At 48.1% G+C, this 21,613-nt stretch carries 15 protein-coding genes; 5 read left to right on the forward strand and 10 right to left on the reverse strand.

Going from position 1 to position 21,613, the window contains the following annotated elements; translation table 11 throughout:
- Nucleotides 1–55: 55 nt before the first annotated feature.
- The 4 genes from BN1938_RS12660 to BN1938_RS12675 form a co-directional block, all read right to left on the reverse strand.
- Nucleotides 56–2,008, reverse strand: coding sequence for a fructose-bisphosphatase class III (locus BN1938_RS12660; RefSeq protein ID WP_050640968.1), 1,953 nt, complete (start codon nucleotides 2,006–2,008; stop codon nucleotides 56–58).
- Nucleotides 2,009–2,057: 49 nt separating this feature from the next.
- Complete coding sequence (gene dapB, locus BN1938_RS12665) at nucleotides 2,058–2,816, reverse strand: 4-hydroxy-tetrahydrodipicolinate reductase (RefSeq protein ID WP_050640969.1); 759 nt, start codon at nucleotides 2,814–2,816, stop codon at nucleotides 2,058–2,060.
- Nucleotides 2,817–2,948: 132 nt separating this feature from the next.
- Nucleotides 2,949–3,839 carry a 4-hydroxy-tetrahydrodipicolinate synthase gene (gene dapA / locus BN1938_RS12670; protein ID WP_050640970.1) on the reverse strand — a complete coding sequence of 297 codons (891 nt, stop codon included), beginning with the start codon at nucleotides 3,837–3,839 and terminating at the stop codon, nucleotides 2,949–2,951.
- A gap of 272 nt (nucleotides 3,840–4,111) precedes the next feature.
- A complete protein-coding gene (locus BN1938_RS12675; RefSeq protein ID WP_025655625.1) occupies nucleotides 4,112–4,741 on the reverse strand; it encodes a single-stranded DNA-binding protein in 630 nt (209 codons plus the stop codon).
- Between the two features lie 272 nt (nucleotides 4,742–5,013).
- Here BN1938_RS12675 and typA point away from each other — a divergent pair, with 272 nt between their 5' ends.
- Nucleotides 5,014–6,840, forward strand: a complete 1,827-nt coding sequence (typA, locus tag BN1938_RS12680) for a translational GTPase TypA (protein ID WP_050640971.1) — start codon at nucleotides 5,014–5,016, stop codon at nucleotides 6,838–6,840.
- Between the two features lie 326 nt (nucleotides 6,841–7,166).
- Entirely contained in the window at nucleotides 7,167–7,724 is a 558-nt protein-coding gene (gene hpf / locus BN1938_RS12685; RefSeq protein WP_025655623.1) for a ribosome hibernation-promoting factor, HPF/YfiA family, read from the forward strand.
- A gap of 256 nt (nucleotides 7,725–7,980) precedes the next feature.
- Here hpf and BN1938_RS12690 read toward each other — a convergent pair whose 3' ends face one another.
- Both BN1938_RS12690 and BN1938_RS12695 read right to left on the reverse strand, forming a co-directional pair.
- Nucleotides 7,981–8,193, reverse strand: a complete 213-nt coding sequence (locus tag BN1938_RS12690; RefSeq protein ID WP_050640972.1) for a hypothetical protein — start codon at nucleotides 8,191–8,193, stop codon at nucleotides 7,981–7,983.
- Between the two features lie 15 nt (nucleotides 8,194–8,208).
- On the reverse strand, nucleotides 8,209–8,853 hold the full coding sequence (locus BN1938_RS12695) for a YigZ family protein (protein ID WP_050640973.1): 645 nt from the start codon (nucleotides 8,851–8,853) through the stop codon (nucleotides 8,209–8,211).
- 170 nt (nucleotides 8,854–9,023) lie between these two features.
- Here BN1938_RS12695 and BN1938_RS12700 point away from each other — a divergent pair, with 170 nt between their 5' ends.
- Nucleotides 9,024–11,600 (forward strand): transglycosylase domain-containing protein, encoded by a 2,577-nt coding sequence (locus BN1938_RS12700; protein WP_050640974.1) that lies wholly within the window; start codon nucleotides 9,024–9,026, stop codon nucleotides 11,598–11,600.
- A 177-nt stretch (nucleotides 11,601–11,777) separates the two neighbouring features.
- Here BN1938_RS12700 and BN1938_RS12705 read toward each other — a convergent pair whose 3' ends face one another.
- The 4 genes from BN1938_RS12705 to ftsH form a co-directional block, all read right to left on the reverse strand.
- A complete protein-coding gene (locus BN1938_RS12705; protein ID WP_050640975.1) occupies nucleotides 11,778–12,719 on the reverse strand; it encodes an ROK family glucokinase in 942 nt (313 codons plus the stop codon).
- Nucleotides 12,720–12,756: 37 nt separating this feature from the next.
- Nucleotides 12,757–13,686, reverse strand: a complete 930-nt coding sequence (gene hprK / locus BN1938_RS12710; RefSeq protein WP_025655619.1) for an HPr(Ser) kinase/phosphatase — start codon at nucleotides 13,684–13,686, stop codon at nucleotides 12,757–12,759.
- 223 nt (nucleotides 13,687–13,909) lie between these two features.
- Nucleotides 13,910–15,790, reverse strand: a complete 1,881-nt coding sequence (gene uvrC, locus BN1938_RS12715; RefSeq protein WP_050640976.1) for an excinuclease ABC subunit UvrC — start codon at nucleotides 15,788–15,790, stop codon at nucleotides 13,910–13,912.
- A gap of 396 nt (nucleotides 15,791–16,186) precedes the next feature.
- On the reverse strand, nucleotides 16,187–18,208 hold the full coding sequence (gene ftsH, locus BN1938_RS12720; protein WP_082202985.1) for an ATP-dependent zinc metalloprotease FtsH: 2,022 nt from the start codon (nucleotides 18,206–18,208) through the stop codon (nucleotides 16,187–16,189).
- Nucleotides 18,209–18,348: 140 nt separating this feature from the next.
- Here ftsH and BN1938_RS12725 point away from each other — a divergent pair, with 140 nt between their 5' ends.
- Together BN1938_RS12725 and BN1938_RS12730 are read left to right on the forward strand one after the other, a co-directional pair.
- Entirely contained in the window at nucleotides 18,349–19,827 is a 1,479-nt protein-coding gene (locus BN1938_RS12725) for a DUF1846 domain-containing protein (protein WP_050640978.1), read from the forward strand.
- 146 nt (nucleotides 19,828–19,973) lie between these two features.
- A complete protein-coding gene (locus BN1938_RS12730) occupies nucleotides 19,974–21,590 on the forward strand; it encodes a CTP synthase (protein WP_050640979.1) in 1,617 nt (538 codons plus the stop codon).
- Nucleotides 21,591–21,613: the final 23 nt, after the last annotated feature.

The following is a 21,613-nucleotide window of genomic DNA, read 5'->3' on the forward strand; positions in this document are numbered from 1 at the left end:
TGTTTCTCTATGTGCAGACTGCCCGGAAAATGGATTCCGGGCAGTCCCTCGTTTCTTATATTTTTTCGATAATTTCACCACTTCGATATGCCGCAAGCAGCCTTTCCAGATCTGCTACCTGCTCCTTAAGTTCTTTTCCAATATCCGTATCACCGACCAGGCGCCGCTCCAGCACCCGCTTTACCACCATATAATCCGAGTGGATATCGCTCTCCTTCTGGATCGCCGCTTCCGTGGATTCAAAAGGCTCATGTGCAACCAGAAGCAGTCCGTAAGAATTGTATATCAACGTATAACCAGCAATTCCCGTCTCCTTCTGGTAAGCCTTCGAAAATCCACCGTCAATCACAAGCACCTTGCCGTTGCATTTTATGGGGCTTTCTCCATTCTTGCATTTTACAGGGACATGACCGTTGACAACATGCGCTTCATCCGGACAAAGACCGAACTCCCGCATAATATTGTCGATCACCTCTTCTTTCTCGAGAAGATAATAATACGGATTCTTCTTCTCCACATGTGTTTCCTTCTCTGCAAGGAAGTATCTCTCAAATGTTGCCATTTTATTCTTGCCAAACAGCGGAGAATTCGGATTCAGCCAGATATACCACATCATATCCTTGCCGTCCTCCCGTTCCCTCTCATTCAATGCAAAAAATCCTTTTCTCAGATACCGGTCCAGGGCATCATACAGTGACTTTCCTTTAAACTTTCTTCCGAACAGAGAAACTTCCTTCAGGCTGCCGTCTTCGTTCAGAGGCACACAGCCGTGATACAGCAGATTATGATTATAAACCTTGTACAGGCTGCCCTTTGCAAGCAGAAAACGCATATGTTCCTGCAGTTTCTCGCAGCCGAGAAATGCGCGCTCCATACGCTCCATGATCTCTTCCTCTTCCTCCGAAAGCTTATAGGGATCTTTGGGGTCTATTGTCGGGAAATTCGTATCCAGAAGAGGATAATCCGTCCCGTCAAGGTTAACCGTCCCTTTCTCAAAATTAATCCTGTGCAGAAGAGCCCTGTCATCCAGTCCAAAATCCTTATGGCGCTTTATAATCTGCCCCTCCACCTTAAACTGGATAATGGAAATCGCCTTGTGCATCCTAAGATCCATCTCCATCTCCGCCTTATTCGCCTTTTCCGGACCCTTCAGTGCAAAACAGGTGCACGGATCATCCCCGTAAGTCCGCAGCGCAAATGTAGCCAGCGGAAGCAGGTTAATTCCATAGCCGTCCTCCAGGATATCCAGATTGCCGTACCTCGCGCAGATACGCACCACATTCGCCATGCAGCCTCTCTGACCGACCGCCGCGCCCATCCAGAGGACGTCGTGGTTGCCCCACTGGATATCCAGGGAGTGATAGGTCATCAGTTTATCCATAATGATATGAGGGCCCGGGCCTCTGTCATAAATATCTCCCACAATATGTAAATGATCCACGACAAGACGCTGGATCAGTTCCGAGATCGCCGCGATAAACTCCTCCGCCCGGCCGATTCGGATAATGGTCTTAATAATCTCATTATAATAAGATTCCTTATCATTTACTTCCACCTTCTCCGTAATCAGTTCTTCGATCACGTATGCGAAATCCTTCGGAAGCGCCTTTCTTACCTTGGACCGGGTATACTTGCTCGCCGCCCGTTTGCTAACTTCAATCAGACGGTACAGATTGATCTTGTACCAGTCCTCCATATTGCTCTCCACTTTTTTCACCTGGGCCATCTTGTCCTTGGGATAATAAATCAGCGTAGCCAGGGACTGCTTGTCCCTGGAGCTTAAGGTATTGCCGAAAACATCGTCTATCTTTCTTCTCACCGAACCAGACCCATTCTTCAGTACATGTGCAAACGCCTCGTACTCCCCATGGATGTCTGTCAAAAAATGTTCGGTTCCCTTGGGCAGATTTAAAATTGCCTGCAGATTAATAATCTCTGTTGAAGCCGCGGCAATCGTCGGATATAAATCAGAGAGCCGCTCAAGATATCTTGTTTCCAGATCTTTCATAATACTTCCTCCCCATACATTGTGATGGTTTCAATCCACGCTTATCATGTTAAAATTGAATCACATCACTCATATCATACATACCGGCCTCTTTACCTGCCAGGAATTTGGCCGCCTCCACTGCACCCTTTCCAAAAACACTTCTGGAATAAGCCGTATGCCTGAACTCGATTACCTCGTCCGGGCCGGCAAAAATCACCTCGTGATCCCCGACAATCGTTCCGCCGCGGACCGCTGAGATGCCCATCTCCTTCTGTTCCCTCTTTTTACGCACCTGGCTTCTGTCATATACATAAGTATATTCATGATTCAGCGCCTCATTCATAGAATCTGCCAGCGCAAGGGCCGTGCCGCTGGGAGCATCCACCTTCTGGTTATGGTGCCTCTCCACCAGTTCAATATCGTAGCCCGCCGGAGCCAGCACCTTCGCGGCATCCTTAAGCATTTTCAGAAGAAGGTTGATTCCCATGGACATATTCGCCGACTTCAGCACTGCGACCTTTTTGGATACCTCACTGACCCTTTTGAGCTGTTCATTTGACAGGCCGGTTGTGCAGAGCACCACAGGAACCTGCTTTTCCACACAATAGTCCAGGAGCCCGTCCACCGCTCCGGCGTTTGAAAAATCAATCGCCACATCCACATCCACATCACAGGATTCCACGTTCTCAAATACAGGATAGTCGTTGGCAAGCCCTGTATAAGCATCCACGCCTGCGGCAATCTCCACCTGTTCATCATCCCTGATAAGTCCTGTAATCATCTGTCCCATCTTTCCGTTGCAGCCATGCATTAAAACCTTTATCATATCTGTCCCTCCCGAGCCTTTTCATATAATGTACGGAACTCTCAAAGGAGTCCCTCTATATAAAAAAGGATACCACATTTGAGCCAGTTACTCAACGTATGATATCCCTTTCACAATCATATATTTACCGAATTAAGCAAGCTTAATCCCGAAATCAGCCATTGCTTTTGCCAGATTTGCCGCATTCTTTTCCGTCATCTCTGTCAGTGGCATTCTCAGGCCGCCTACTTCCATGCCCATAAGGTTCGCCGCCTTCTTGACCGGTATCGGATTCACCTCACAGAACAGCTGCTCGATCAGCGGCAGCGCCTTAAGCTGCAGCGCACGGCTGCCTTCCAGATCTCCCTTGAAAAACTTCTCACAGATATCGTGCGTTTCTCTCGGAGCAATATTGGCCAATACAGAAATCACTCCCTTGCCGCCCAGAGCCATCAAAGGTATAATCTGATCGTCATTGCCGGAATAGAGGTCAATCTTTCCGTCTGTCAGCTGCATAATCTTCGTAATCTGGGAAATATCCCCGGATGCCTCCTTAACAGCCACGATGTTCTCCACCTCGCTGGCCATCTGCGCTACTGTAGCCGGTTCAATATTCATGCCGGTTCTGCTCTTTACGCTGTATAAAATGATCGGAGCCTTTGCCTCCTGCGCAATCGCCTTATAATGCGCAACAAGCCCGGCCTGTGTGGCCTTATTATAGTAAGGAGTCACGACAAGCAGGCCGTCAGCCCCATCCTCCGCAGCTTCCTTTGACATCTCCACCGCGGTGCGGGTGCAGTTGGATCCGGTCCCGGCGATTACCGGAATCCGTTTCTTCGTGCGCTCTATCGTAAACTTAATACAATCCATATGTTCTTCTTCTGTTAATGTAGAAGATTCGCCTGTCGTACCACAAATAATAATACTGTCTGTGCCATTCTCACAATGGTAGTTTATCAACTCATCGAGCTTATCATAATTCACACTGCCATCTGCCTTAAATGGGGTAATCAAAGCCACGCCGGCTCCTTCAAAAATTGACATATACATCCTCCTAATCTAATTCGCTTATCTCTTCCAAAGTTTAACATTAAAAATGGTTGATGTCAACGTAAAGAAAGAGCGTCATTTTCCTAAATGACACTCCTTCGGTTACTGTTCAGACCGTGCCGTGCACCCCGCTGCACGGCATCGGAGCCGATGATGTGATGGTCTCGGGGCATCTGCCCCCGCCATAGGCGACTTTAAATGGACAGATGCCGTTACTGTGCACGCCCGCAGGGTGTGCACAGTAACACACCTTCGTCCTTCTATCTTTAATCTTCCATACATTCAAGTTTACTTACAGATACTTCATACGCTATGCGTGTCTCCGTTTCTGTCTCAGATAATTTTTTTACATACTCCCGGCTCTGGATTCTGCCCAGAATCTGCACATGCTCTCCCACCTCAAAACCGGATGCATATCTGGCATTTCTGCCCCAGCAGATGCATGGAATATAATCTGATTTACCATAAGGCCTGTTCACTGCCAGCAGCAGGTCTGCGATCTCACGTCCAAGCGGCGTTTTCCGGTACACGGGCTTTTTGCATATGTATCCTTCCAGCAGTATGTGGTTTGTCTTTGCCCCGTCCAGCTCCTCGTCGATAAATTCAACTTCCCGCACAAATACAGATAACACCAGCCTGTTCTTCTGCTCTTCATGGCGGTTGTAAGAGCGGAACTGCCCGGAGGCCATAATGAATTCCCCTGTATAATCCTGGGTCACATCAATAAGTCTCTCTGAAATCATAAGCGGAATCCGGTCATCGGAATTGCTGAGCCTTTTCACAAGCACATCCACCATATAAAAACCTTCCCCGAATACCTCGTGGCTGTATGTGAATTTTGAAGCCACCTCGCCCATGATTGTTACCTGATTGTTTTCAATAATCTTATCTGACATAATTTTGTAGTTCTCCCTTCCTCTGAGTGGTATTTTTGAGTCAATACTAAGTCTATGAACATGACATATGCTTTAGAACGAAAAGCAGGTTTGAATCGTTCGACAAAGTTTTGAGATCCGGGCGAAAATTGTCCAAATAGCATGAAGAATATCGTAAAATTGCATTCCGTCTCCGCTGCCTTCTGTAAATGTGCCTTCCCTTCCGTAATTTTTTGTGATAGAATAAAAAAGTTGTAACCACATATCATAAGTAGGAAAGAGTGTTGAAAATTATGAAAACAAAACGTGAAGATATTAGAAACATCGCGATTATCGCCCACGTTGACCACGGCAAGACCACCCTGGTCGACGAACTTTTAAAACAAAGCGGTGTTTTCCGCGAGAACCAGGAAGTCGCAGAGCGTGTCATGGACTCCAATGACATCGAGAGGGAACGAGGTATCACAATTCTCTCCAAAAATACTGCCGTCTTCTATAAAGGAACCAAAATCAATATCATCGATACGCCCGGGCATGCTGATTTCGGCGGAGAGGTAGAGCGCGTCCTCAAAATGGTCAACGGCGTTGTCCTCGTTGTGGATGCTTTTGAAGGTGCTATGCCGCAGACCAAATTCGTGCTGCGCAAGGCGCTGGAGCTGGAGCTGCCCGTGATCGTCTGCATCAATAAAATAGACAGGCCAGAGGCAAGACCCGATGAAGTCATCGACGAAGTGCTGGAACTTTTCATGGATCTGGACGCCTCCGATGAGCAGCTGGACTGCCCCTTCATCTACGCTTCCGCCAAGTCCGGAATTGCCGTGCTGGACCTGACTGACGATGAGAAGGACATGCAGCCTTTATTTGAAACAATCCTGGACTATATCCCGGCGCCGGAAGGCGACCCGGAAGCGCCGACACAGGTGCTGATCAGTACCATTGATTACAACGAATACGTGGGACGGATCGGAGTCGGAAAAGTAGACAACGGAACGATTTCCGTCAACCAGGATATGGTACTTGTAAACCATCACGATCCGGATAAACTGGAAAAGGTAAAGATCAGCAAGCTGTACGAATTCGACGGCCTCAGCAAGGTGGAAGTCAAAGAAGCAAGCATTGGTTCCATCGTTGCCATTTCCGGTATCTCCGGTATTTCCATCGGAGACACCCTGTGTTCTCCCGACTGCCCGGAGGCGATTCCTTTCCAGAAGATCTCCGAGCCCACGATATCCATGCAGTTCATTGTCAATGACAGCCCTTTTGCGGGCAAAGAAGGAAAATATGTCACCTCCCGCCACATCAGAGACCGTCTGTTCCGAGAGTTAAACACCGACGTCAGCCTCCGCGTGGAGGAAACGGAAAATGCAGACAGCTTCAAGGTATCCGGACGCGGCGAACTGCACCTGTCTGTCCTGATCGAAAATATGAGACGCGAAGGCTATGAATTTGCCGTAAGCAAGGCAGAGGTCCTCTACAGAACGGATGAAAACGGCAAAAAGCTAGAGCCCATGGAAATTGCCTATGTGGACGTCCCCGACGAATTTACAGGGACCGTCATCGACAAGCTGAGCCAGCGCAAGGGGGAACTGCAGAACATGGGCGCCTCCAACGGCGGCTATACACGTCTGGAATTTTCCATCCCATCCAGAGGACTGATCGGATACAGAGGAGAATTTCTGACCGATACAAAAGGAAACGGAATCCTCAACACCAGCTTTGACGGCTATGCGCCCTACAAGGGGGATATTCAGTACCGCAAGCAGGGTTCCCTGATTGCCTTTGAGAATGGGGAGTCCGTAACCTACGGATTATTCAGCGCCCAGGAGCGAGGCACCTTATTTATCGGCCCCGGTGAAAAAGTATATGCAGGTATGGTAATCGGCCAGAATGGGAAAGCTGAAGATATCGAACTAAATGTCTGCAAGACCAAGCATCTGACCAACACCCGTTCTTCCAGCGCGGATGAAGCATTAAGGCTCACCACGCCGCGCATATTAAGCCTGGAAGAGGCGCTGGATTTCATTGATACCGACGAACTGCTGGAAGTTACGCCGCAGTCACTGCGTATCCGCAAGAAAATCCTGGATTCCAGAATGCGCAAAAGAAGTAATGCAAAATAAAAGCAGGCTTATGAAACTCGCGCCTGTGGCGGCTGCACTGCGGCATCTGTCTCTTACGCCACAGTGCGCCTCCCGCCGGGGGCTTTTTATTTTTTAAGTGGATTATCCAATAAATGCTATAACACCCTTCGTTCTGCATTCGTTTATTGCGTGCATCATTTCCCCACAGTTCGGGCTCCGCATGGCAAAGCTTACGTTGGGAAAAATTAGAAGAATTGAAGTGATTCGTTCTATACAATAAAGTTTTTACATGCTATAATATTTACATAATACAAGCAGTAAACATACGACTGTCTGTATAATATGAACAAAAGGAGTTGAGCATCATGAAATTTATTATTAGTGGAAAGAACATCGACGTAACACCAGGCTTAAAAGACACTATTGAACACAAGTTGGGAAAACTCGAAAGGTATTTTACTCCTGAAACAGAAATTATCGTAACGCTCAGTGTAGAGAAAGAAAGACAAAAGATCGAGGTAACAATCCCGGTTAAGGGAAATATTATCCGCTCCGAGCAGACAAGCAATGATATGTATGTATCCATCGACCTCGTAGAGGAAGTAATCGAGCGACAGCTCCGCAAGTATAAAAACAAACTGGTTGCAAAGAGCCAGGGGCACCCAACAGCCTCTGCCGGCGGAAGCAACTTCAAAAAAGAATTCTTTGAATCAGAAGACAGCGAACAGCAGGATGACGAGATCCGCATCGTAAGGACAAAGCGTTTCGGAATCAAGCCAATGTATCCGGAAGACGCCTGCATCCAGATGGATCTGGTAGGGCATTCCTTCTTCGTCTTCTGCAATGCTGAGACAGATGAGGTAAACGTAGTTTATAAACGAAAAGACGGGTCATTCGGACTCATAGAACCTGAATTCGATTAGATTTTGGAAGCGGGGGATGCTGTGGCTGAGGGACGCCTGAACGGAATGTGGAGAGGGAGACACCGGGACACAAGAGGATGGGGCATGGAAGTAACCCGCTTACGGAGAAGTACTAACACAAAATAAGCTGCCCACGAGGGCACAGACAACATGCGACGAGAAAGCCTGATGCTTTCTCGTCTTAGATTGTCCTGGAAAGTGATTTTGGAAAATCACTTTCCATCCCTCGTGGGCAGCTTATTTTGTGTAAGTACTTCTAGACCGTGCGCTCTATACTTCCATGCCCCATCCTCTTGTGTCCCGGCGTCTCCCTCTCCACATTCCGCTCAGGCTGGGCTTCATCCGGCTGCAGAACCTCCGCTTTTTGGGGGAATCTGACGGTAGGGCCGGATTGAATTGGGTATGCGGTGCGCTTTCCACCCCTGACATCCCTGGCTCCTCCCAATCTGCCGCACCCAGGATGCTCCATCCGCGGCGCCCCCCTTCATTCAAAAACAACCTCGCCGTCCACAACCGCATACCAGCACTCCCCCTCTTTTTGGATCTGGCTTTTTCCGTTTGTTCCTTCTATGATTTCTTTGGTGATATGTTTTTCTTCCTCCTGGGATACAAGGGCCGTGATTTCTACGGAGTCGGTATATGCGGTGTCAAGCAGCGGGATATTTTTTTGTGCGAGCAGGTATTGTATTTTTCCCAGACCGGTATAATCCGTGCTTATTTTCAGTTTAAATCCGTAAATCCTGGTTATAATCTTACTGTGAGACAGGCCTTCCCGCGATGCTGCTGTGTATGCCCTCACCAGCCCTCCTGTTCCAAGCAGCGTGCCTCCAAAGTATCTGGTGACGACGATGAGCACATTGTGCAGGCCCTGTCCCCTTATAACCTCGAGAATGGGCTTGCCTGCGGTTCCGCTCGGCTCTCCGTCGTCGCTGCAGCGCTCCTGTACATTTTCAACACCGGTTACATAAGCCCAGCAGTGATGCCTGGCATCCCAGTACTGCTTTTTTACTTTTTCCAGGTACTCCATTGCCTCTTCTGTAGAGGAAACAGGAAATACATCGGCTATGAAACGTGACTTTTTTTCGACGATTTCCGCAGAGGCTCCCTGATATACTGTTTTATAATTCATCGGCTTTACCTCAATTTCTTTAGTAATCATTAATAGAATATAACAGAACTGTAGAAAACCACAAGAAATTATTAAGATTTTTTTAGAAATATGAAGTTTTCCTATTTTTTCTTTATTTAAGCAGGTAAATTTGATATAATGAGTGGAATGATTAAAGGAGGATATGATTCATGAATTACGGAAAAGAAAATCTCGATAAGAGAAAGAAGAATATCTCTTCAAAAAAGAATATGAAAAAGAAGCGGGTTGGCGTCCGTTTTTTCAAAGCTCTAGTGATCTGCGTCTTACTCATTGCAGTAATCGGGGCCGGAGGAGTCGGTCTGTTTGTCAAAAAAATTATAGATGATGCCCCCAAAGTGACTCCTAACATGGTCAAGCCCTCCGGAGCCACTTCCTTTGTTTACACGGAAGACGGACAACTTTTGGATAAGTTCCGTCAGAAGGGATCCAATCGTGTCTATAAAACATACGATGACATTCCGATCAATCTGACGCATGCATTTGTAGCGATTGAGGATGAGCGTTTCTACAAGCACAACGGGATTGATATGCAGGGGATCCTCAGGGCCGCTGTAGTCGGCGTGACCTCGGGCAATTTTTCAGAGGGTGCAAGTACGCTGACCCAGCAGCTGATTAAAAACAACGTATTCCCGAATTTTACAGAAGAGAAGACATTCTATGACAGGCTGGAGAGGAAACTCCAGGAGCAGTATCTGGCTGTTGAGATTGAAAAACAGATGAGCAAAGAAGAGATAGCGGAAGCCTACATGAACACTATCAATCTTGGGCAAAACTGCCTCGGCGTACAGACTGCGGCAAAACGCTATTTTGACAAGGACGTATCCGAACTGAACCTCTCTGAGTGCGCCGTCCTGGCAGGTATTACACAGAATCCTACGGATTATGATCCGGTGAATTTTCCGGAGGCTAATGCCAAGAGACGGGACATAGTACTGAAAAACATGCTGGATCAGGGCTATATCAGCAAGGAAGAATATGACGAGGCCAAAGCTGATCCTGTATACGACAGAATCAAAGCAACTTCACAGGATGCTACCGATAACACCCCATATTCCTATTTTGTTGATGAACTTACACAGCAGATTATCCACGATCTCAGGGAACGCAAGGGCTATACTGAAACGCAGGCATATAACTTGCTTTACAGCGGCGGCCTGACAATCACAGCAACCCAGGATCTTGCAATCCAGAATATCTGTGACGAAGAGGTTGCCAATCCGAACAATTATCCATACACCGTTGAATATGGACTTGAATATGCACTGACTGTTACACATCCTGATGGGAACTCAGATAACTACAGCAAGGAGATGCTTGGGGAGTATATCCGCAGCGCATGGGGAAGAGAATTCCCGCTTGTATTCTCCTCTCCTGATGAAGCTGAACAGGCAATTGCGGAATATAAAGGCACTCTTGGCATTACAGAAGAAGATACCATAATTGAAAATAAGGATATCACCCCGCAGCCTCAGACCTCCGTAGTCCTGATGGATCAATATACAGGTAAGGTAAAGGCGATTGTGGGCGGCCGTGGTGAAAAGACAACGAGTCTTTCCCTTAACCGTGCAACCGATTCGACAAGGCAGCCAGGTTCCTGTTTCAAAATATTATCAACCTATGCACCTGCCATGGACTCCGGCGGTTATACACTTGCAACTACAATTGTAGATGAGCCTTACAGCTATGCGAGTGGTAAGCCTGTGAACAACTGGGATCACCAGTATATCGGCAGCACGCGTGTGCGTTATGCAATTGAGCATTCCATGAACGTCTGCGCGGTCAAGACACTGACAGCCATCGGCCCGCAGACAGGTTATGACTATCTGCTGAACTTTGGATTTACCACTCTGGTGAATAACGACGATGACAATTATCCAGGATTCACCGATGTGGCACAGGCCACGGCGCTCGGAGGAATCACACGCGGTATCTACAACCTGGAAATGACCGCGGCATACGCAGCAATTGCAAACAACGGTATCTACACAGAGCCGATCCTCTACACCAAGGTTCTGGACAAGGACGGAAATGTGCTGCTGGACAACACCAAACCTGCGACTCACCAGGTCATTAAAGACTCGACTGCAGCGCTTCTTACAAGTGCAATGCAGGATGTTATCACCCGTGGTACAGGTACTGCCGCAAGATTATACAGCATGCCTGCAGCCGGCAAAACAGGTACAACTGAAAACAGTACTGACCTCTGGCTCTCCGCATATACGCCATATTACACATGTTCCGTCTGGGGCGGCTACGACTCTAATAAGCCGATGAGCAATATGGATCAGGCATGGCATGAGGTTATGTGGAAGAACATCATGGAACGCGTTCATGAAGGCCTGGAGTATAAAGATTTCACAATGCCTTCCACCGTTGAACAGAAGACAATCTGTACGCAGACCGGGTTACTGGCTACTGCAACCTGTCCTCCTCTGACCGAATATTTTGCAAAGGGAACCGCTCCGTCACAGAGTTGTTCCGGGCACTATGTACCGAAAGAGGAAAAAGAAGACGATGAGAAAGATAAGGATAAAGATAAAGACAATGATAAAAAAGAGGAAAATCCCGAGAATCCGGATGAAAACGGAGGAAGTGTCACACCGCCGGAAGGCGGCGGCAATGAAGGCGGTGGAAACGAAGGCGGCGGCAATGAAGGCGGCGGCAACGAAGGCGGTGGAGCCGAAACGCCGGATGCCGGAGGCGGAGAAGAACCTCCTGCCGAATAATTCCTTCGCAGCAGAACTCTGATAGATCCGTCTTTTACGGCGTAACAGCCGGGAATAAAATGAAAGCCAGCATGCTGAACATGTTGGCTTTCATTTTATTCCCGGCTGTTGCACCGCCATACTACATTTCAATCGTCCTGCCGCGTTTACATACCGCAGGCCCTCTGCCATATTCCACTAAGCCAGCTCCCCCAGCACCAGCTTAGCAGCTCCGCAGATCCCCGCGTCATTCCCCAAAGTGGCGAGTACAAACTTTACATCCTTATTTGCAAAAAAGGCCCGTTCAAGGTATGGCTTCTCAATGTAAGGAATCAGCATATCTCCTGCCTTGGACACGCCGCCCCCGATTACAAAGACTGCTGGATCTGCCACCGCTGCCAGATTTGCAAGGGCATGGCCAAGATACCTGCCAAATTCCTCCGCAATTTCCTTCGCCACAACATCCTCAGCCTTAACCGCATCAAATACGTCCTTTGCGGAGACGCATTCCAGATTTAGCATTGTATTTCTCGTTTCTTCTGCCAGCTTCTTTTTCGCCAGCCTAACGATTCCTGTCGCCGAAGCATATTGCTCCAGGCAGCCGTGGTTTCCACAGCCACAAGTATCTGTCTCCTCATAATTCACACAGATATGGCCGATTTCACCGCCCGCTCCATGAGCACCGGTCAGCACTCGTCCGCCAATGATAACTCCGCCTCCGACGCCTGTCCCAAGCGTAACCATTACCATATTCTTCTGGCCAGCTCCGCCGCCTTTCCACATCTCTCCAAGGGCGGCTACATTGGCATCATTCCCGATCTGTGCGTACAGCCCCGTGAGCTCTTCCAGCTCTTTCCTGACATTTTTATAATTCCATCCCAGGTTAGCGGTACCGTCTACAATTCCCTCTTCTGTTACAGGGGCCGGCACGCCGACTCCCACTCCCACGATATCATCCTTCTTCAGTCCCTTTTCCTCAATCTTTTCCAGAATCGATGCGGAAATATCCGGAAGAATGGCTTTTCCTTCCTCTTCTGTGCGCGTCACAATCTCCCATTTATCTAGGATCTTTCCCGTCTCCTCGAATAATCCCATCTTAACGGTAGTTCCCCCAACATCTATGCCAAAACAATACTTCATGTTAACTCTCCTGTCTGATTTATATTCCCTATGCTGACTATCTGTTTTTTGTCAGGTTTTCCTGGACACGTTTGTATAATTCCTGGGCCGCATTATATCCCATCTGTTTCTGTCTGTGGTTAACCGCTGCGGATTCCACGATGATTGCAAGATTACGTCCCGGACGGATCGGAATGCTGTGGCAAACAACACGGTTACCAAGAAATTCCGTATAGTTCTCTTCCAGCCCAAGTCTGTCATACTCCTTGTCCCTGTTCCAGTCTTCCAGAGTAATGACCAGGTCGATATTCTGGGTTTCCCTGACACTCTGTACGCCAAACATCGACTTCACATCCACAATACCAATGCCTCGAAGCTCTATAAAATGCCTTGTAATATCGGGAGCAGCTCCGACAAGCGTATCGTCGCTGACTTTCCTGATCTCCACTACATCGTCCGTCACCAGGCGGTGGCCCCGCTTAATCAATTCGAGCGCAGCCTCACTCTTGCCGATTCCGCTCTCACCCATAATTAAAACACCCACACCATATACATCAACAAGCACGCCATGAATCGATATGCAAGGCGCCAGTTTTACATTCATCCATCTGATAATTTCCCCCATAAATGAAGACGTAGATTTTGAAGTTACAAATACAGGAACATCATGCTCCACTGCTTTTTTAAGCAGTATCTCCTCCGGTTCCATGTCTCTGCTGAAAATAATACACGGCACTTTATGGCTGAGGAATTCATCATATATCTGAAGCTTTCTCTCCTCCTCCAATGTCTGCAGATATGTGTACTCTACGTATCCGATCATCTGTACCCTGTCACAGTCAAAATGATCAAAGAATCCGGTAAGCTGCAGCGCCGGCCTGTTGATATCCGGAACATTCACCTCCCGCCCTAAAAGCTCAACCTCGGGGGTCAGATTCTTTAAATTCATTTTCTCGACAATTTCCTGTAGCTTTACACCATGTCCCATAGCTATCTCCTTTTCTCTTATTTTCACTGCACATCCAGACATCGCAAGGCTGCATAAAAAGCTTCATCCGGCGGCAGATTGATCCTCATGCGGTTATTATACCATAAACCATAGTTTCCTAAAAGCTCTATCAAAATGCATTTAATTCCGCGGTTCTGATTCGTTACTGTTCTGACAAGCCTGAACTGTTACGATTCGTTACTATGCACGGCCCCGTGAATAGTTACTTGAATTCCTCTTCCTGCTCTTTTGTGTGATGAAAAAAAGTATATACCGCCTGCGCCGATTTTTCGTTCATGGAGGGGACTTTGGCAAGCTCCTCCACTGATGCGGCCCTGATCGCATCCAGACTCATATAATGACGCATGAGGGCCTTTCTTCTGGCCGGCCCGATGCCGTCAATATCATCCAGTATCGAATGTACCTGGCCCTTGCCGCGGAGCTGCCTGTGATATTCAATCGCAAAACGGTGGGCCTCATCCTGGATCCGGGTAACCAGCCGGAACGCCTCAGAGGACTTATCAATCGGAATCTCCTCGTTATGATAATATAATCCCCTTGTTCTGTGGTAATCATCCTTCACCATCCCGCATACCGGAATATTCAGGCGGAGATCTTCGAGTACCTGCAGGGCTACATTTACCTGTCCCTTACCTCCGTCCATAAGGATCAGGTCCGGAAATGCAGTAAAGCCGCCCAATTCCCGGCTCTCCTCCCGCTCCTTTAGTCCATGCGTAAATCTTCTGGTCAGTACCTCTCTCATACTGCCATAGTCATCGGCGCCCTGGATCCCCTTTATCTTAAACTTCCGGTAATCATTTCGTTTGGGTTTTCCGCGCTCATATACCACCATGGAGCCGACTGACTCAAATCCATTTGTGTTAGAGATGTCAAAGGCCTCCATACGGCTGATGTCTTCAAGCTCCAGAAGACGGGCAATCTCCTTGACCGCACCGATTGTCCTGCCCTCCTCCCGCTTCAGCCGCTCTTTGTCTTTACTCAGAACCAGACTGGCATTGTTTGCCGCCAGTTCGACCAGTTTTTCCTTCGTCCCCTTTTTGGGCACCCGGATCGTTACTTTTCCTCCGCGCTTCGCACTCAGCCATTCCTCCAGCAGGTGCATATCCTCCAGCTCGGCAGGAAGCATCAGTTCTCCCGGAATAAACGGAGTGCCTGCATAATACTGCTTGATAAAACTGTCCAGAATCTCACTGTCCTGTTCGTCTTTTGCAATACGGAGATAGAAATGATCCCGCCCGATCAGCCTTCCTCCCCGGATAAAAAACACCTGTACAACAGCGTCTTCCTCCTCGGATGCCACCGCAAGAATATCACGGTCTTCTCCGCTGCTATCCGTGATTTTCTGTTTCTGAGATACCTTTTTCACACTGTTCAGCAGCTCCCTGTACTCAATCGCCTTCTCGAATTCCAGAGCCTCCGAGGCCGCCTTCATCTTCTCTTCCAGGTCGTTCAGTATACTGTCGAAATTCCCGTTCAAAAACCGTATGATCTCCTGGATGGATTTCCCATATTCCTCCCGGGAAATATATCCCTGGCAAGGCGCATCGCACTGCTTGATATGATAGTTCAGGCAGGGCCGCTCTTTTCCAATATCCTTGGGCAGATTTCTGTTGCAGCTCCTCACATGATAAAGCTTATGAATCAGGTCTATGGTGTCCCGGACCGCCAGACCGCTGGTATAAGGCCCAAAATACTTTGCCTTATCCTTCAGCATCTTTCTCGCCAGCATCACCCTGGGAAACGGCTCGTTGGTCGTCACCTTGATAAAAGGATAGGTCTTGTCATCCATCAGCATCGTATTATACTTGGGCCGGTGCTCTTTGATCAGGTTGCATTCCAGAACAAGCGCTTCTAACTCAGAATCCGTCACGATATACTCAAACCGCCGGATATGAGTGACCATCTGCTCAATCTTAACCCCCTTATTCCTGCTGCTCTGAAAATACTGGCGCACCCTGTTCTTCAGGCTGATCGCCTTTCCCACATATATGATATTGTCTTTTTCATCATGCATAATATAAACTCCCGGGCTCGCCGGGAGCTTTTTCAGTTCTTCCTGTATGTCAAAATTATAATTATCCATGCCATTTATTATAAGGCCTAACGAGGGATTTGTGAAGGGAAAATATAGGAAGAGAAATAGATTTTCAGAATCAAAATAAGAGTAGGCTAGCCCACTTTGATGCTGCCGCGATACCGCTTCGAGGCTATCTGCCTTAACGCTGCGTGTGCATCCCCCGGAGGGCTTTCAGTAATAGGAAAGTACTGAGCACTTTTCTATTATAGAAAAAGCTACCCTCTTGGCAGAGAGGATAGCTTATATAACTGTAAAGAACAGTTATCGGCAATCACTGAACGGCAATCCACTGATTAAGCCTAGATAAATTATACATGCCGGCAAAACTTTTTTCAAGTATCCATTCTAACTTTCCTTATCCGCCGGATTCCTTATAGTAACGGTTCAGGCCGTCCTAAACGGTTACTGCGCGTCCGCCTCTCCCTCAACTGGTTTCATAGCGATACGCACTTCTTTTTTTATTTCCTCACCCTGTTCCGGCTCCTCAATTCCCTTAACTTCACGGAATATCCTCATGAACTCTTTTCCCGTAATTGTTTCTTTTTCGATCAGGAATGCGGAGATGCGGTCCAGTGCTTCTCTGTTCTCGCCCAGCAGACGTTTTGCTTCATCGTAAGCATACTTTAGCATGCTCATTACTTCGCCGTCTATCTCAGCAGCCGTAGCTTCCCCGCAGTTCATAACCGGACGTCCGTCCAGATAGCGGTTCTGGATTGATTCCAGTCCGATCAGCCCGAACTTGTCGGACATACCGTACTGTGTGATCATCGCCCTGGCGATCTTTGTCGCCTGTTCAATATCGTTGGAAGCCCCTGTTGTTACCGTGTCAAACACAAGCTCTTCTGCCGCACGTCCTGCCAGCGCACCAACCAGCATGGCCTCCAGTTCTTTTTTGGTATTGAGGAACTTTTCCTCCTCCGGTGTCTGCATTACATATCCCAGAGCGCCCATCGTTCTGGGCACGATCGTAATCTTCTGCACCGGCTCCGCATCTTTCTGCAGGGCGCTCACCAGCGCGTGGCCTACTTCGTGGTAGGATACGATCTTTCTCTCCTCTTCACTCATAATGCGGTCTTTTTTCTCTTTACCAACCAGCACCACTTCTACAGCCTCGAACAAATCCTTCTGGCTGACCACATGCCGACCATTCTTAACGGCATTAATTGCAGCTTCATTAATCATATTGGCCAGATCGGAACCGACCGCGCCTGAGGTTGCCAGCGCAATGGCCTCCAGATCTACAGTCTCATCCATCTTAACATCCTTGGAATGTACCTTCAGGACATCCACACGCCCCTTCAGGTCAGGCTTATCGACAATGATACGGCGGTCAAAACGGCCCGGACGCAGCAGCGCCGGATCCAGTACCTCCGGACGGTTCGTTGCCGCCAGAAGCAGAAGGCCCTTGTTGGTATCAAAACCATCCATCTCCGCCAAAAGCTGGTTCAGTGTCTGCTCACGCTCATCGTTGCCGCCCATGGCCGTATCACGTGTCTTGCCAATTGCATCAATCTCATCGATAAATACGATACACGGCGCCATCTGCTGTGCCTGCTTGAACAAATCCCTCACTCTGGATGCGCCGACACCAACGTACATCTCCACGAATGCAGAACCTGACAGTGAGAAAAACGGTACCTTTGCCTCGCCTGCCACAGCCTTCGCAAGCAGTGTTTTTCCAGTACCGGGAGGGCCAACTAACAAAGCGCCCTTCGGCAGTTTCGCACCGATACCCGTATATTTGCCCGGATTATGCAGAAAGTCTACCACCTCCTGCAGAGATTCCTTCGCTTCATCCTGGCCCGCAACATCCTGAAAAGTGACTCCGGTCTCCTTTTCCACGTATACTTTGGCGTTGCTCTTGCCGATTCCCATCATTCCGCCGCCCTTTGACATGCGTTTCATCAGGAAATTAAACAGGATCACGATCATGATGATCGGGAGCACAACGGTGATAAATATCTCAAATATCATAGAAGAGGCTGTGTCGGGCATCTGCTGCTCAAAATGAACCCCCGCTTTATGAAGCCGGTCCACCAGCTTTTCATCCGCTGTCCGGACAACATAATAGTCCGGAGCCCGCTCCTCTTCTCCGCTTTTTTGCTCAAGCTGATTAATCAGATCCGACGCGTCCTTCGGTGTGTCACCGTCCGCAGCCTTTTTATCCGATTTCTCCTCTTTTCTTGCCTCATCTGTTAAAGTAACGTATAACTTCGATGAATCAATCGTTACTTTCTCAATTTCTCCGTCATCTACCTTTGTAAGGAATTCATCGTAACTCAGCTCCGCAGGATTCTTATCCTGCATCATTGAATACAATCCCATCACAATAAAAACAGTCAGCAGTGTGGTTACGAGGATCACTCCCCACCCCTGCTTGTTGTTCTTAGGATTATTATTATTCTTGTTATTCTGATTGTCCATTCTATGCCTCCTAAAATCCACTATCCCCATTATAAGTACAGGTTCCATATAAATCAATAAAAAGATTATGAAAATATTGTAAACACAGGGCATTTTATAGTATACTGAGAACGAAATATGTCATGAAAAGGAATGTGAAAATGAAAATAGGATTCGATAATGAAAAGTACTTATCTATGCAGTCAGAACATATCCGTGAGAGGATTAACCAGTTCGACAACAAGCTCTACCTTGAATTTGGGGGGAAATTATTTGATGATTACCATGCTGCCAGAGTGCTGCCGGGCTTTGCTCCTGACAGTAAACTGCGCCTTCTGAAGCAGCTCAGCGACCAGGCTGAGATCGTCATCGTGATCAGCGCACGCGATATTGAGAAAAATAAGGTCCGCGGAGATCTGGGCATTACCTACGATTCCGACGTTCTCCGGCTGATGGATTCTTTCCGGGAAAACGGCCTGTATGTAGGAAGCGTTGTCATCACACAATATTCCGGACAGGAAAGCGCCGTCCTCTTCAAAAACCGCCTCGAAAATTTGGATATCCCTGTATACATGCATTACTGCATCAACGGTTATCCTTCTAATATCCCTCTGATTATCAGCGATGACGGATACGGCAAAAACGATTATATTGTAACGTCCCGTCCCCTCGTGATTGTCACCGCTCCGGGCCCAGGAAGCGGGAAAATGGCGACCTGCCTGTCACAATTATATCATGAGCATAAACGTGGAATTCATGCAGGCTACGCCAAATTTGAAACATTTCCCATTTGGAATCTTCCTCTGAAACATCCGGTTAATCTTGCATATGAGGCCGCTACCGCAGATCTGAACGATATCAATATGATTGATCCCTTCCATTTGGAAGCTTATGGAGTAACTACCGTGAATTATAACCGGGATGTTGAAATTTACCCTGTTTTAAACACAATTTTTGAAAAAATTTATGGAAAAAGTCCTTATAAGTCTCCAACCGACATGGGTGTAAACATGGCCGGCAAATGTATCTGCGACGATGAAGTCTGCCGTGAGGCATCCCGGCAGGAGATTGTCCGGAGATATTTTGCATCACTGAATTCTTTATTGATGGGGACAACTTCAGAGGAGGAGGCTCAGAAAATCGAACTCCTCATGAACCAGGCGAATGTCTCCGTCCAGGACCGCAAAGTGGTTGCAAAGGCTCTGGAACGCTCCAGGGAGACGAACGGGCCTGCGGCGGCTATGGAGCTGGATGACGGGCGCATGATCACCGGCAAGACCACTAATCTGCTGGGCGCCTCTGCGGCGCTCCTGTTAAATGTCTTAAAGGAACTCGCGGGAATTGACCACGAACTGCATGTTATTTCTCCCGAATCCATCGAGCCGATCCAGAAGCTCAAGGTGGATTATTTGAAAAGCAAGAATCCGCGTCTGCATACGGATGAGGTTCTGATCGCCCTTTCCGCCAGTGCCGCCAACAGTAATATGGCCCGAAGAGCGCTGGAACAGCTGCCGAAACTGGAAGGCTGTCAGGCACACACCTCGGTCATGCTGTCCGATGTGGATATCAAAACCTTCAAAAAGCTGGGCGTACAGCTCACCTGCCAGGCTGTTTACGAGACAGATCATATTTACCATTAATGAATCCGCCGTTCAGGCAAATCTGAACGGCGGATTCAATTCTTCCAGAGTTTTTATGTACTTGAAAAAAAACTGTATTTTTTGTAGAAATTGGTGTATACTCTTTAAGTATTTTTTAGGCACAGATTTCATACAAGGAGGATTATATGGCAGTAAAATATGTATTTGTTACAGGTGGAGTTGTTTCTGGACTTGGAAAAGGAATTACTGCTGCGTCACTTGGCCGCCTGCTGAAGGCCCGCGGATATACTGTTACGATGCAGAAGTTTGACCCTTATATCAATATTGACCCCGGAACAATGAACCCGGTACAGCACGGTGAAGTATTCGTAACGGATGACGGCGCTGAGACAGACCTGGATTTGGGACATTATGAACGCTTTATTGACGAAAGCCTGACGAAAAATTCCAATGTAACAACAGGAAAGATTTACTGGTCTGTCTTACAGAAAGAACGCCGTGGTGATTTTGGCGGTGGAACGGTACAGGTTATTCCTCACATCACCAACGAGATCAAAAGCAGATTTTACCGCAATCCTGCTGCCAAAAGCACTGAGATCGCCATTATAGAAGTCGGCGGAACCGTCGGCGATATCGAAAGTCAGCCCTTTCTGGAATCCATTCGGCAGTTCCAGCACGAAAAAGGCCGTGATAACGTAATTCTGATCCATGTAACCCTGATTCCCTACCTAAAAGCCTCACAGGAGATGAAAACAAAGCCGACCCAGGCAAGTGTGAAAGAGCTCCAGGGAATGGGCATACAGCCGGATATCATTGTCTGCCGCTCCGAGTATCCTCTGGACGCCGGCATGAAGGACAAGATCTCTTTATTCTGCAATATTCCTGCAAATCATGTACTCCAGAACCTTGATGTTGAATATTTATACGAAGCCCCCCTCGCCATGGAACGGGAAAATCTGGCCCAGGTTGCATGTGAATGCCTGCATCTCGACTGTCCGGAACCAGATCTGAAAGATTGGACCGAGATGGTGGATAACCTCCGCAATCCGACCCAGGAGGTTCACATTGCCCTTGTGGGAAAATATATCCAGCTCCATGACGCCTACATCAGCGTTGTCGAGGCGCTGAAGCACGGCGGAATCTACAGCCATACGACGGTTAACATCAAATGGGTGGACTCCGAGACAGTCACTGCGGACAATGCCGCAGAGGTGTTCGGCGATGTCAGCGGTATCATTGTCCCCGGCGGTTTTGGCGACAGAGGCATAGAAGGAATGATTGAGGCAATCCGGTATGCCCGTACCAACCGCATCCCCTTCCTGGGCCTCTGCCTGGGGATGCAGCTTTCCATCGTGGAATTTGCAAGAGATGTTCTCGGATACAACGATGCACACAGCATGGAACTGCAGCCTGACACTACCCACCCCGTCATCCATATCATGCCGGATCAGATCGGCATCGAAGATATAGGCGGGACTCTGCGCCTTGGCTCATACCCCTGCGTTCTCAAAAAGGATTCCCTGGCATACCGTTTATATGGAAAAGAAGAAATCCAGGAGCGCCACCGCCACCGCTATGAGGTAAACAACGACTACCGTGAGGCGCTGGAAGAACACGGCATGATACTCTCCGGACTTTCACCGGACGGCAGGATTGTAGAAATGCTCGAAATTCCGGATCATCCCTGGTTCATTGCAACACAGGCGCATCCGGAACTAAAATCAAGGCCGAATAGGCCGCATCCGCTCTTCAAGGGGTTTGTGGAGGCGGCTCATTTGAGGAGTGGGGTGCAGGGGGAGTAAAGCGTACGCCTGCACGGTACGGG

Origin of the sequence: Eubacterium sp. SB2, assembly GCF_001244405.1 — a bacterium.
Classification (GTDB): Bacteria; Bacillota; Clostridia; order Lachnospirales; family Lachnospiraceae; genus Faecalicatena; species Faecalicatena contortus_B.